At 62.1% G+C, this 13,593-nt stretch carries 12 protein-coding genes; 9 read left to right on the top strand and 3 right to left on the bottom strand.

The genetic code is table 11. From position 1 onward, the window contains the following. The first annotated feature begins 5 nt into the window (after window positions 1-5). The 9 genes from F8N96_RS04525 (at window position 6) to F8N96_RS04565 (ending at window position 10,562) form a co-directional block, all read left to right on the top strand. Window positions 6-944, top strand: coding sequence for a quinoprotein relay system zinc metallohydrolase 1 (locus tag F8N96_RS04525; protein WP_150796760.1), 939 nt, complete (start codon window positions 6-8; stop codon window positions 942-944). A gap of 295 nt (window positions 945-1,239) precedes the next feature. After that, complete coding sequence (locus tag F8N96_RS04530) at window positions 1,240-3,018, top strand: PQQ-dependent methanol/ethanol family dehydrogenase (RefSeq protein ID WP_150796761.1); 1,779 nt, start codon at window positions 1,240-1,242, stop codon at window positions 3,016-3,018. Between the two features lie 214 nt (window positions 3,019-3,232). Beyond that, a complete protein-coding gene (locus F8N96_RS04535; protein ID WP_150796762.1) occupies window positions 3,233-4,753 on the top strand; it encodes an aldehyde dehydrogenase family protein in 1,521 nt (506 codons plus the stop codon). Window positions 4,754-4,977: 224 nt separating this feature from the next. Continuing rightward, window positions 4,978-5,049, top strand: a complete 72-nt coding sequence (gene pqqA, locus F8N96_RS04540; RefSeq protein ID WP_003253598.1) for a pyrroloquinoline quinone precursor peptide PqqA — start codon at window positions 4,978-4,980, stop codon at window positions 5,047-5,049. A gap of 114 nt (window positions 5,050-5,163) precedes the next feature. Beyond that, window positions 5,164-5,916, top strand: a complete 753-nt coding sequence (gene pqqC / locus F8N96_RS04545; protein ID WP_150796763.1) for a pyrroloquinoline-quinone synthase PqqC — start codon at window positions 5,164-5,166, stop codon at window positions 5,914-5,916. Further along, window positions 5,913-6,185 carry a pyrroloquinoline quinone biosynthesis peptide chaperone PqqD gene (gene pqqD, locus F8N96_RS04550; RefSeq protein WP_150796764.1) on the top strand — a complete coding sequence of 91 codons (273 nt, stop codon included), beginning with the start codon at window positions 5,913-5,915 and terminating at the stop codon, window positions 6,183-6,185. Before pqqC ends, pqqD begins: the two co-directional genes overlap by 4 nt. After that, on the top strand, window positions 6,163-7,305 hold the full coding sequence (gene pqqE, locus F8N96_RS04555) for a pyrroloquinoline quinone biosynthesis protein PqqE (protein WP_150796765.1): 1,143 nt from the start codon (window positions 6,163-6,165) through the stop codon (window positions 7,303-7,305). The genes pqqD and pqqE overlap by 23 nt, the downstream gene beginning before the upstream one ends. Before the next feature lie 382 nt (window positions 7,306-7,687). After that, window positions 7,688-8,851 (top strand): alcohol dehydrogenase-like regulatory protein ErcA, encoded by a 1,164-nt coding sequence (ercA, locus tag F8N96_RS04560; RefSeq protein WP_150796766.1) that lies wholly within the window; start codon window positions 7,688-7,690, stop codon window positions 8,849-8,851. Continuing rightward, a complete protein-coding gene (locus F8N96_RS04565) occupies window positions 8,835-10,562 on the top strand; it encodes a NahK/ErcS family hybrid sensor histidine kinase/response regulator (RefSeq protein ID WP_150796767.1) in 1,728 nt (575 codons plus the stop codon). Before ercA ends, F8N96_RS04565 begins: the two co-directional genes overlap by 17 nt. On the opposite strand, the gene F8N96_RS04570 is transcribed toward F8N96_RS04565, so the two are convergent. From F8N96_RS04570 to F8N96_RS04580, 3 genes are all read right to left on the bottom strand, one after another. Beyond that, window positions 10,559-11,431, bottom strand: coding sequence for an aldose 1-epimerase (locus F8N96_RS04570; RefSeq protein ID WP_150796768.1), 873 nt, complete (start codon window positions 11,429-11,431; stop codon window positions 10,559-10,561). The genes F8N96_RS04565 and F8N96_RS04570 overlap by 4 nt on opposite strands. Window positions 11,432-11,771: 340 nt before the next feature. Continuing rightward, window positions 11,772-13,052, bottom strand: coding sequence for a TRAP transporter large permease (locus tag F8N96_RS04575; protein WP_150764836.1), 1,281 nt, complete (start codon window positions 13,050-13,052; stop codon window positions 11,772-11,774). Continuing rightward, a complete protein-coding gene (locus F8N96_RS04580; RefSeq protein WP_150796769.1) occupies window positions 13,053-13,580 on the bottom strand; it encodes a TRAP transporter small permease in 528 nt (175 codons plus the stop codon). It lies immediately after the preceding gene. Window positions 13,581-13,593: the final 13 nt, after the last annotated feature.

Below are 13,593 nucleotides of genomic sequence, written 5' to 3' on the forward strand. Positions count from 1 at the left end.
GCGTCATGCGCTGGATGCTGCTGTTGTTCATGAGCCTGAGCCTGCCGGCCCTGGCCGACCTCGACTATTCACTCAAGCCGCGGCAGATCGCCGAAGACACCTGGTTGCTGGAAGGCAGCACCGACAATTTTGCCAAGGCCAACGGCGGCAACATCGTCAATACCGCGTTCATCGTCACCGAGCCCGGAGTGCTGGTGATCGACACCGGGCCATCGAAGCGTTACGGCGAGGCGATGCGCAAGGCCATTGCCGCGATCACGGACAAACCGGTGATTCAGGTGCTGTTGACTCATCATCACCCGGACCATGTGCTGGGCAACCAGGCCTTCAGTGACGTGCCGATCGGCGCGTTGGCCGGCACCACTGAGCTGTTGCGGCAGCAGGGCGATGCAATGGCCGAGAACATGTATCGACTGGTGGGCGACTGGATGCGCGGCACCGAGGTGGTATTGCCGACCCAGGCGCTGACGCCCGGGGTGCAAAGTTTTGGGAATCACGATCTGCACCTGCTGAGCCTGGGTGGGCACACCGGCGCGGATCTGGCTATTCTCGACCGGAAAACCGGCGTGCTGTTTGCCGGGGATCTGGTGTTTTATCAACGGGCGCTGACCACGCCCAACAGTCCGGGACTTGCTGTCTGGCTGTCGGACATTGCGACCCTGCAAGGGTTGCCCTGGACGCTGATCGTGCCGGGGCATGGCCCGGTGGCCACGGACATGAAGCCCTTCGAGCAGATGCGAGATTACCTGGGTTGGCTCGATCAACTGATGCGCGACGGTGCCGCCAACGGCAGCGACATGGCCGAGATGATCCGCAGCCCGATTCCCGAACGGTTTGCCGGGATCAGCCTGAGCCGGTATGAGCTGATCCGCAGTGTCAGTCATCTCTACCCACGCTATGAACGCACGCAGATGACCCGGTTGGACTCAGGCACAAACAAATGACCAACACTGACCCCCTGTAACGATCGTTCCCACGCTCTGCGTGGGAATGCAGCCCGGGACGCTCTGCGTCCCAAGAGCCGAACGCGGAGCGTCCGTTGAGGCATTCCCACGCAGAGCGTGGGAATGATCAGTCACCTGTCTGGCACAAAATCCATTGCAATCCCCTGCGACCCGCTACTAAGGAACTAGCAATCTCAGCACTGCGGGCAATTGTTGCCAGGACGGTAGCGGCCAAGAATCTGCACCAGACCGGGAAAATTTCCCGGGTATAACAAAAACCGCAGAGGAAGCCGTCATGACCCAACCCGCACGTCGCCAACCCTTAGTCCTCAGCGCGCTGCTCAGTGCCATGCTGTTGTCCGGCCCGGCCTTGGCCGCCGTCACCGACCAGGACATTCTCCAGGACCCCAAGAACCCGGAGCAGATCGTCACCAACGGTCTGGGCGTCCAGGGTCAGCGCTACAGCCCGCTGGACACCCTCAACGTCAATAACGTGAAGGACTTGCGGCCGGTCTGGGCATTCTCGTTCGGTGGCGAAAAACAACGCGGCCAGCAAGCACAGCCGATGATCAAGGACGGCGTGATGTACCTGACCGGCTCCTATTCCCGGGTGTTCGCGGTGGATGCGCGCACCGGCAAGAAACTCTGGCAATACGACGCGCGCCTGCCCGATGACATCCGTCCGTGCTGCGACGTGATCAACCGGGGTGTCGCGCTGTACGGCGACCTGGTGTTCTTCGGCACCCTCGACGCCAAGCTCGTGGCCTTGAACAAGGACACAGGCAAAGTCGTCTGGAGCAAGAAAGTCGCCGACCACAAGGAAGGCTATTCGATCAGCGCCGCGCCGTTGGTGATCAACGGCAAACTGATTACCGGGGTAGCCGGTGGCGAGTTCGGGGTGGTCGGCAAGATGGAAGCCTACGACCCGAAAAACGGTGACCTGCTGTGGAGCCGTCCAACCGTCGAAGGCCACATGGGTTACGTCTACAAGGACGGCAAGGCGGTAGAGAACGGCATCTCCGGTGGTGAAGCAGGCAAGACCTGGCCCGGCGACCTGTGGAAGACCGGCGGCGCGGCCCCTTGGCTCGGCGGTTACTACGACCCGGAAACCAATCTGTTGCTGTTCGGTACCGGCAACCCGGCCCCGTGGAACTCGCACCTGCGTCCCGGCGACAACCTCTACTCGTCGTCGCGCCTGGCGCTCAACCCGGACGACGGCACCATCAAGTGGCACTTCCAGAGCACGCCCCACGATGGTTGGGACTATGACGGGGTAAACGAGCTGGTGTCGTTCAACTACAGCGAAGGCGGCAAAGAAATCAAAGCCGCCGCCACGGCTGACCGTAACGGCTTCTTCTACGTACTGGACCGCACCAACGGCAAATTCATCCGCGGCTTCCCGTTCGTGGACAAGATCACCTGGGCCACCGGCCTCGATAAAGAGGGCCGGCCGATCTACAACGAAGCCAGCCGTCCGGGTGCGCCAGGCACTGAGGCCAAAGGTGGTTCGGTGTTCGTCGCCCCGGCGTTCCTCGGTGCGAAAAACTGGATGCCGATGGCGTACAACAAGGACACCGGGCTGTTCTACGTGCCGTCCAACGAGTGGGGCATGGACATCTGGAACGAAGGCATCGCCTACAAGAAAGGCGCGGCGTTCCTCGGTGCCGGGTTCACCATCAAGCCGTTGAATGAAGACTACATCGGCGTGCTGCGGGCCATAGACCCGAAAACCGGCAAGGAAGTCTGGCGCCACAAGAACTTCGCGCCGCTGTGGGGCGGGGTGCTGACCACCAAGGGCAACCTGGTGTTCACCGGTACGCCGGAAGGTTTCCTGCAGGCGTTCAATGCCAGGACCGGGGAAAAAGTCTGGGAATTCCAGACCGGTTCCGGCGTGCTCGGCTCCCCTGTGACCTGGGAAATGGACGGCGAACAGTACGTCTCGGTGCTCTCGGGCTGGGGCGGCGCCGTGCCGCTGTGGGGCGGCGAAGTGGCCAAACGGATCAAGGATTTCAACCAGGGCGGGATGCTCTGGACCTTCAAGTTGCCGAAAGACCTGGTCGTGGCCAAACACTAACCCTGAACCCACCGCATAACCTGTAGGAGCTGGCTTGCCAGCGAAGGCGGTGTATCTGACACACCGAGCCGCTCCCTTCGCCAGCAAGCCGGCTCCTACTACCAAATAACGAGAATCCCCCTGCCAACGGCGCATTCGTCTGGCACGCGGGGCTCTCTACTATCGTTCCATCGCCTGTTTGTCCAACAGGCATCGACCCAGACAGAGGCCCACCATGATCTACGCACAACCCGGAACACCAGGCGCCGTCGTGACGTTCAAGGCGCGCTACGGCAACTTCATCGGCGGCGAATTCGTCGCGCCGGTCAATGGCGAGTATTTCACCAATTCTTCGCCTGTTACCGGTGAAGTGATCGCCGAATTCCCTCGTTCCAGCGCCGCCGACATCGAAAAAGCCCTCGACGCAGCGCATGCCGCCGCCGATGCCTGGGGCAAGACCTCGGCGCAGGACCGCTCGCTGGTGCTGCTGAAAATCGCCGACCGCATCGAGCAGAACCTGGAAATCCTCGCGGTCACCGAAACCTGGGACAACGGCAAGGCCGTGCGCGAAACCCTCAACGCCGACGTGCCCCTGGCCGCCGACCATTTCCGCTACTTCGCCGGTTGCATCCGCGCCCAGGAAGGCGGCGCCGCCGAGATCAACGAGCTGACCACGGCCTATCACTTCCACGAGCCGTTGGGCGTGGTCGGCCAGATCATCCCGTGGAACTTCCCGCTGCTGATGGCTGCCTGGAAACTCGCGCCGGCCCTCGCCGCCGGTAACTGCGTGGTACTCAAACCTGCCGAACAGACCCCGCTGTCGATCATGGTCTTCGCCGAACTGATCGCTGACCTGCTGCCGGCCGGCGTGCTGAACATCGTCCAGGGTTTCGGTCGCGAAGCCGGTGAAGCGCTGGCCACCAGCAAGCGCATTGCCAAGATCGCCTTCACCGGTTCGACCCCGATCGGCGCGCACATCATGAAGTGCGCGGCCGAGAACATCATTCCGAGCACTGTCGAACTGGGCGGCAAGTCGCCGAACATCTTCTTCGAAGACATCATGAACGCCGAACCGCAGTTCATCGAGAAGGCCGCCGAAGGCCTGGTGCTGGCATTCTTCAATCAGGGCGAGGTCTGCACCTGTCCATCGCGAGCGCTGGTGCAGGAGTCGATCTACGACGACTTCATGAAAGTGGTGATGAAGAAGATCGTCAAGATCAAGCGCGGCAACCCGCTGGACACTGAAACCATGGTCGGCGCCCAGGCGTCGGAGCAGCAATACGACAAGATCCTCTCGTACCTGAAGATCGCTCAGGAGGAGGGCGCCGAGCTGCTCACCGGCGGCGCGGCCGAGCATCTTGAGGGGGATTTGTCGACGGGTTATTACATCCAGCCGACCCTGCTCAAGGGCCACAACAAGATGCGCGTGTTCCAGGAAGAAATCTTCGGCCCGGTGGTGGGTATCACCACCTTCAAGGACGAAGCCGAAGCCTTGGCCATTGCCAACGACAGCGAGTTCGGCCTCGGTGCCGGCCTGTGGACCCGCGACATCAACCGTGCCTACCGCATGGGCCGGGCGATCAAGGCCGGTCGCGTATGGACCAACTGCTATCACCTGTACCCGGCGCATGCGGCGTTCGGCGGCTACAAGAAGTCCGGTGTCGGCCGTGAGAATCACAAGATGATGCTCGACCATTATCAGCAGACCAAAAACCTGCTGGTGAGCTACGACATCAATCCGCTGGGATTCTTTTGATTCGACACGAAACCGTGTGATGGCTTTCGCGGGCAAGCCTCGCTCCTACAGGTATAGGTGATCTGTAGGAGCGAGGCTTGCCCGCGAATGGCCGTGTCTGACACCCCGCTACACCCCCTACCAACGCACGCCGCCACCTCCTTCGAAAGTAGCATTCGGTCGCCCCGCACCCCGTGCATTAATGGCCTTACCGGAATCGTCCGGCACAAGAAGAGGATTGACCCATGTGGACTAAACCCGCGTTTACCGATCTGCGCATTGGCTTCGAAGTGACGATGTATTTCGCCAACCGCTGATTGTCCGCCCGGCCAGCCGTGGCGTTGGCCGGGCCTGCCCCGGCCGAGCGGGCTTAGCTGGAGCGGCGGGGGATAGAGGCCAGGTCAGACACCGCAGAACCCCGGAGAACCGCAATGACCGACACCCCGATGACCCCCACCGAATTCGAACAGGCCCTGCGCGCCAAAGGCGCCTACTACCATATCCACCACCCCTTCCACCAAGCCATGTACGCCGGCCGCGCCAGCCGCGAGCAGATCCAGGGCTGGGTCGCCAATCGTTTCTATTACCAGGTAAACATCCCGCTCAAGGATGCCGCGATCCTCGCCAACTGCCCGGACCGCGAGGTACGCCGCGAGTGGCTGCAACGGATTCTCGACCACGACGGCGTCCCTGGCAGCGAAGGCGGCATCGAAGCCTGGCTACGCCTGGGCGAAGCCGTGGGCCTCGATCGCGAACAAATCCTCTCCCAGGAGTTGGTGTTGCCGGGCGTACGCTTCGCCGTGGACGCCTACGTCAATTTCGCCCGCCGCGCCTGCTGGCAGGAAGCGGCCAGCAGTTCCCTGACCGAACTGTTCGCGCCACAGATCCATCAATCCCGACTCGACGCCTGGCCGACCCATTACCCATGGATCGATGCCGCCGGCTACGACTATTTCCGCACGCGCTTAAGCCAGGCGCGGCGCGATGTCGAGCATGGTTTGCGCATTACCTTGGCGCACTACGTGACCTTTGAGGGTCAGCAACGCATGCTGGAGATTCTGCAATTCAAGTTCGACGTGCTGTGGAGCATGCTCGACGCCATGAGCATGGCCTACGAGCTGGAGCGTCCGCCGTATCACACCGTCACCACCGAAAACGTCTGGCACCGGGGGATCGCCCTGTGAGCCCGATCAAACGCGACCAGGCGCCGTCCCTGCGCCAGGGTTTTCGCCTGCAATGGGAACCGCGCCAGGACGGCCACGTGCTGCTGTACCCCGAAGGCATGATCAAGCTCAACGTCAGCGCCGGGCAGATCCTCGACCTGCTGGATGGCCGGCGCAGCGTGGCGGCGATCATCGATCTGTTGTCGGCGAGTTTCCCCGGCGTGCCGGGGATCGACGAGGACGTGCTGGCGTTCCTGGAGGTGGCCCATGCGCAATTCTGGATCGAATGACTCGCCGCCCGGGCCGCCGCTGTGGTTGCTGGCGGAGCTGACCTATCGTTGCCCGCTGCAATGCCCGTACTGTTCCAACCCGTTGGACTTTGCCAAATCAGGTGAAGAACTGAGCACCGAAGAATGGATTCGGGTGTTCCGCGAGGCCCGGGACATGGGCGCCGCGCAACTGGGCTTTTCCGGCGGCGAGCCGTTGGTGCGGCAAGACCTGGCCGAGTTGATCAAGGCCGCCCGGGACATGGGCTACTATACCAATCTGATCACCTCCGGCATCGGCCTGACCGAGCAAAAAGTGCGCGACTTCAAGGTCGCCGGGCTGGACCATATCCAGATCAGCTTCCAGGCCGCCGACGAAGCGGTGAACAACATGCTCGCCGGCTCGCGCAAGGCGTTCGCCCAGAAGCTGGCGATGGCCCGGGCGGTGAAAGCCCAGGGCTATCCGATGGTGCTGAACTTTGTCACCCATCGACACAACATCGATGAGATCGCGAAGATCATCGACCTGTGCCTGGAGCTGGAGGCGGATTTCGTCGAGTTGGCCACCTGCCAGTTCTACGGTTGGGCCGAACTCAACCGCGTCGGCCTGTTGCCGACCCGCGAGCAACTGCAGCGAGCCGAGCGCATCACCAATGAGTACCGCGAGCGTCTGGAGGCCCAGGGGCATCCGTGCAAGCTGATTTTCGTCACCCCGGATTATTACGAAGAACGCCCCAAGACCTGCATGAACGGCTGGGCCAACCTGTTTCTCGACATCACCCCGGACGGCACGGCGCTGCCTTGCCACAGTGCGCGGCAGTTGCCGGTGCAGTTTCCCAACGTGCGCGAGCACAGTATCGAGCACATCTGGACCGATTCGTTTGGGTTCAACCGTTTTCGCGGCGATGACTGGATGAAGGAGCCATGCCGCTCCTGCGACGAAAAGCACAAGGACCTGGGCGGTTGCCGCTGCCAGGCGTTCATGCTGACCGGCGATGCGGAAAATGCCGACCCGGTGTGCAGCAAGTCGCTGCACCATGGGGTGATCCTCAAGGCCCGGGAGGAGGCCAATGCGCCGGGGCAGGGTATGGAGCACCTGACATTGCGCAATGAAAAGGCTTCGCGGCTGATCTATCGCGGATGAATTTTCGGCTGGCGACGGTACACGATGCTGTAGGAGCCGGCTTGCTGGCGAACGAGACAGCGCGGTGTGTCAGATACGCCGCTTTCGCTGCGGTGCGGCGATCCGACAAGCCAGCTCCTACAGGGGCTGTGCCATACCCGCAATCTGTAGGAGCCGGCTTGCTGGCGAACGAGACAGCGCGGTGTGTCAGGTACGCCGCTTTCGCTGGCAAGCCAGCTCCTACAGGGGTTGTGCCATATCCGCAATCTGTAGGAGCCGGCTTGCTGGCGAAGGGCAGACGACGCGGTTTGAGAGATGGCGCTACCCCATTGGTCTGATTGCATTCACCGCCGGATGCGTTAGTGTGGCTTTACCTTCCAAAACAAAAAAAACAGGCTTTCCAATGAGCCAGAGTCTCAGCCAGCTGCGTAAATTCGTTTCACCTGAAATCATCTTTGGTGCCGGTTGCCGGCACAACGTCGGCAACTACGCCAAGACCTTCGGTGCCCGCAAGGTGCTGGTGGTCAGCGATCCCGGGGTGATTGCCGCCGGATGGGTGGCCGATGTCGAGGCCAGCCTGCAAGCCCAGGGCATCGACTACTTCCTGTACAGCGACGTGTCGCCCAACCCGCGGGTCGAAGAAGTCATGCTCGGCGCCGAGCTGTACCGGGAGAACCACTGCGATGTGATCGTCGCCGTCGGCGGCGGCAGCCCGATGGATTGCGGCAAGGGCATCGGCATCGTCGTCGCCCATGGGCGCAGCATCCTCGAGTTCGAGGGGGTGGACACCATCCGCGTGCCCAGCCCGCCGCTGATCCTGATTCCGACCACCGCCGGCACTTCGGCGGACGTCTCGCAATTCGTGATCATTTCCAATCAGCAGGAACGGATGAAATTCTCCATCGTCAGCAAGGCCGTGGTGCCGGACGTGTCGCTGATCGACCCGGAAACCACCCTGAGCATGGACCCGTTCCTGTCGGCCTGTACCGGTATCGACGCCCTGGTGCATGCCATCGAGGCCTTCGTTTCTACCGGTCACGGACCCTTGACCGATCCCCATGCGCTGGAAGCCATGCGCCTGATCAACGGCAACCTGGTGCAGATGATCGCCAACCCCAACGACATCGCGCTGCGCGAGAAGATCATGCTCGGCAGCATGCAGGCCGGGCTGGCGTTCTCCAACGCGATCCTCGGTGCGGTGCACGCGATGTCCCACAGCCTCGGTGGCTTTCTCGACCTGCCGCACGGCCTGTGCAACGCGGTACTGGTGGAACACGTGGTGGCCTTCAACTACAACTCGGCGCCGGACCGCTTCAAGGTGATCGCCGAGACCTTCGGCATTGACTGCCGTGGCCTCAATCACCGGCAGATCTGCGGGCGCCTGGTGGAGCACCTGATCGCCCTCAAGCATGCGATCGGCTTCCATGAAACCCTCGGCTTGCATGGGGTCAGCGTGGCGGACATTCCGTTCCTGTCGCAGCACGCCATGCACGACCCGTGCATCCTCACCAACCCGCGCGAGTCGAGCCAGCGTGATGTCGAGGTCGTCTATGGCGAAGCCCTCTGACGAGCAACAACGGGCGCTGGCAGGACTGCTCGGGTTAGGCAGCCATTCGGCGCGCAAGAGTCATTACCCGGAACTGGCCGCGCGCCTGGACGAGCTGGAAGCCGAGCGCAATCGCTACAAGTGGCTGTTCGAAAACGCGGTGCACGGGATCTTCCAGGCCAGCCTGCTCGAAGGCATGCGCGCCGCCAACCCGGCGTTGGCGCGGATGCTCGGGTATCAGAATCCGCAGGAGGTATTGTTCTCGCTGGCGGACCTGGCCAGCAACCTGTTTGTCGGCGGAGCGCGGGAGCTGGAAAACATCGGCGAAATTCTCAGGCACCAAGGCAGCCTGAATGGTTACGAAACCCAGTTGCGGCGCAAGGACGGCAGCCGTCTCGACGTGCTGATGAACCTGCTGCTCAAACCCGATCAGGAAGAATTGGTCGAAGGTTTTGTCGCCGATATCACCGAACGCAAACTCGCCCAGCAGCGCCTGCAACAGCTCAATGACCAACTGGAGCAGCGGGTCACGGCGCGCACCGACGAATTGCTCGAAGCCAACCGTAACCTGCAGCAGCAAATCACCCAGCGCAAACAGATCGCCGAAGCCTTGCGCGATGCCCGGGACGCGGCCGAGGCCGCCAATCGCAGCAAGGACAAATACCTCGCTGCCGCCAGTCATGACCTGCTGCAACCCCTCAACGCCGCGCGCTTGCTGATTTCGACCTTGCGCGAGCGCCAACTGCCCGAGGTCGAACAGGTGCTGGTGGAGCGTACGCACCAGGCCCTGGAAGGGGCCGAAGATTTGCTCACCGATCTGCTCGACATTTCCCGGCTCGATCAGGCCGCGGTCAAACCGGACGTTGCCCTGTACCGCCTTGATGAATTGCTCGGGCCGCTGGTGTCGGAATTCCGCTCGGTGGCCGAAGCCGCCGGATTGAACCTGCGCGTGCACATGGGCGACTACGCCATCAATACCGACTTGCGGCTGATGACGCGGATCTTGCGCAACTTTCTCAGCAACGCCTGCCGTTACACCGACGCGGGCAGCATCCTGCTGGGGGCCCGGCGGCGCGGTGCAATGCTGCGCCTGGAAGTCTGGGACACCGGGCGGGGGATTGCCGCGGACCGGCTGGATTCGATCTTCCTCGAGTTCAACCAGCTGGATGTCGGCCGTGCCGCCGATCGCAAGGGCGTAGGCCTGGGGTTGGCGATTGTCGAGCGCATCGCGAAAATTCTCGACTACAGGATCCAGGTGCATTCACGGCCGGGGCGTGGATCGATGTTCAGCATCGAGGTGCCGATTTCCCATGAGGTCCCGTTGCCGATCAGTCAGGCCGCGCCCCAGCCGGGCACCGGCAACCCATTGCCGGGACGGCGATTGCTGGTGCTGGACAATGAAGTCAGCATCCTCGAAAGCATGAGCGCGCTACTCGGGCAGTGGGGCTGCGAAGTGGTGATCGCCACCGATGAAGCCTCCGCGCTGACGGCTTTGCAGGGCCAGGCACCGGAACTGATCCTGGCCGACTACCACCTCGATCACGGGGTGGTGGGCTGTGAGGTGGTCCGGCATTTGCGTCAGCATTTCGGCCAGGCGATCCCAGCGGTCATCATCACCGCGGACCGCACCGACCAGTGTCGCAGCGCCTTGCAAAAGCTCGAGGCTCCGCTGCTGAACAAACCGGTTAAACCCGGCAAGTTGCGCGCGGTGCTGAGTCAGATGTTGGGCTAGCCGAGTTCGCGATACTGCAGGTTGAACCCCAGCTCGGTGGACTGGCCTTGCTCGAGCAACACCAGTCCAGGCCGCCCCGGCAGGTGATGAGCATTGACCGGGTGACTCACCGGTTCGATGCAGAAAAATTGCAGGTCCACCGGGCAGTAGAGCAGGTAGTAATTGCTGCCTGTGGCCTGGCATTGCAATTCATAACCGAGGTCCGGTTGCTGGATCAGGCACTGACCGTCCCACTCGCAGAAACCGTTGTCGACCAGGGTGTCGGGCAAGCCTTTGAGTTGCTGGAAATCCCATTCGGCGGGCACCGACGTCAATTTTGTCGGTAGTTTTACCGCGTCGCATAACCAGACTTGTCGAGCCTGTGCCTGCAATCGAGTGCCCGCCGTGCGCGGCAAGTAGGGATGAAACCCCAGGCCATGCCAGGCGGCGAGTTCGGCCAGGTGGGTGACGTGCAAACCGATGCTCAGCTTGCCCTCGCTCAGGTGGAAACGTTGCCTGGCGCGGTAAGCGAAGGGCGTGGTGCTGTCGAGTTGCAGGACCACTTCATCCTGAGTGTGCGACACCACCTGCCACGGCTGTTGCCAGGCGCTGCCGTGGATCGGCAGGGGATCGGTGAGGCTGTTGGGCGTCAGTGCCAGCCAGCCGTCCGGGCGGTCGAAACCCCCTTCGGAAATACGGTTTGACCATGGCACCAGGGGAAAGCCACCGAGCTTGCCCGGCAGGCCGGCGTTCAGCGCATGGGCGTCGCTGCGGCGCAGTAGCGGTTGGCCGGTGCTGCGCACGGTCCAGTTGACGATGCTGCCGCCGAGTTCGGGGGCGAGGGTGAGGTGGGTGATGTCGTCGTTGAGTTCGAGGAGTGTTGGCGTCATGTTGCCCCGCGATATGAATGAGTACCTGTAGGAGCCAGGCTTGCCGGCGAAGGCGATCTCAAATGCGCCTTCGCCTGTAGGAGCCAGGCTTGCCGGCGAAGACGATCTCAAATGCGCCTTCGTTTGTAGGAGCCAGGCTTGCCGGCGAAGGCGATCTCAAATGCGCCTTCGCCTGTAGGAGCCAGGCTTGCCGGCGAAGGCGATCTCAAATGCGCCTTCGCCTGTAGGAGCCAGGCTTGCCGGCGAAGGCGTATTCAAAGACGCCTTCGCCGGCAAGCCTGGCTCCTACAGGTAACGCGTTTACAGTTGCGAATGTTTTGCCAGGGCCGGGACCCGCGTTCTACAACACCAAATGCGGCAACCACAGCGACAGCGCCGGAATGTAGGTCACGGCCATCAGCACCAGGAACAGCACACCATAGAACGGCAGCAGCGCCTTCACGGTCTTCTCGATACTGACTTTACCCACCGCCGACCCCACAAACAGCACCGCGCCCACCGGCGGCGTTATCAAACCAATGCCAAGGTTCACCAGCATGATCATGCCGAACTGCACCGGGTCCACACCAATGCCCAGGATCACCGGCATCAAAATCGGTGTCAGGATCAGGATCAGCGGCGCCATGTCCATCACCGTGCCAAGCAACAGCAGCATGACGTTGATGCACATCAGGATCACATAGCGATTGTCCGACAGGGTCAGGAACATCGTGGTGATCTTCGACGGGATCTGCATCAGGGTCATGATGTAGCCGAAGCTGGCGGCAAAACCGATCAGGATCATCACGATCGAGATCGTGCGTACCGTGCGGTGCATCAGTTTCGGCAGCTCGCTCCACTTGTAGTCGCGGTAGATGAACATGGTGACGAAGAACGACCACAACACCGCAATGGCCGCCGATTCAGTCGCGGTGAAGATCCCCGAAAGAATGCCGCCGAGGATGATCACCATGGCCATCAGGCCCCACATCGCTTCGCCGCAGATCTTCAGCGCCTGCCGCATGGGAATGACTTCGCCCTTGGGGTAGTTGCGCTTTTTGGCGAAGATCAGGCACAGCACCATCAGGCAGGCGCTCATCAACAGGCCCGGGACCACGCCGGCCATGAACAGCGAGGCGATCGACACCGTGCCGCCGGCCGCCAGCGAGTAGAGCACCGAGTTGTGGCTGGGCGGGGTCAACAGCGCTTGCACCGAGCCGCTGACGGTGACCGCCGTGGCGAATTCCCGGGGATAGCCGCGCCGTTCCATCTCTGGAATCAGCACCGAGCCCACCGACGCGGTATCCGCCACCGAGGAACCGGAGATCGCCCCGAAGAAGGTCGAGGCCATGATGTTGACCAGCGACAATCCGCCACGCACAAATCCGACCAGCACCCCGGCAAACGCCACCAGCCGCCGGGACATGCCGCCCTCGGCCATGATCGCGCCCGCCAGGACGAAAAACGGGATCGCCAGCAGCGAGAACTTGTTGACGCCACCGGCGACCTGAATCATCAGGGCCTGGAACGGAATGTCGATCCACCAGGCGCCGATCAGGGCGGAAAGGCCCAGGGCATAGGCGACCGGCATGCCGATCAGTATCAAAGCGATAAAACTGCCCAGCAGAATCAGAGCGTCCATTCAGGCGGCACCTTCGCTTTCTTCAACCAGGTCGAAACGCACGACCCGACGGTTGCTCTGATCACCGAGCAAGAGTTTTTCCAGGACAAAGATCAGCGTCAGCAGACCGCCGACGGGGATCGGCATGTAAGTGATGCCGACTCGCAGGGTGGGCAGGGCGCTCATGAACTGGTTCCAGGTGGAGATGCACAGCTTGGTGCCCCAGACCGTCATGAACAGGCAGATCGTTGCCATCAGCAGTTGCGAGACGATGCTCATGGTCTTGCGCAGTTGCGGCGTCATGCGATCCGTCAGCATGGCCACGGCCATGTGCGCGCCGGCGCGATAGCTGGCGGCGGCACCGATGAAGGTGAAGACCATCATCAGCAGAATGGCGGTGGGCTCCGGCCAGCTCGAGCCCGTGCCCAGGATGTAGCGGGCAAACACGCCCCAGGGAATGATCAGGGAAATGGCCAGGACCGACATCCCCGCGACCCAGATGCAGGTCATGTAAATCCTGTCGTTGATACGCAGCAGCAGATTCTTCATCGGGTTCCACCGT

Source organism: Pseudomonas fluorescens, assembly GCF_902497855.1.
In the GTDB taxonomy this organism is placed as follows: domain Bacteria; phylum Pseudomonadota; class Gammaproteobacteria; order Pseudomonadales; family Pseudomonadaceae; genus Aquipseudomonas; species Aquipseudomonas fluorescens_BI.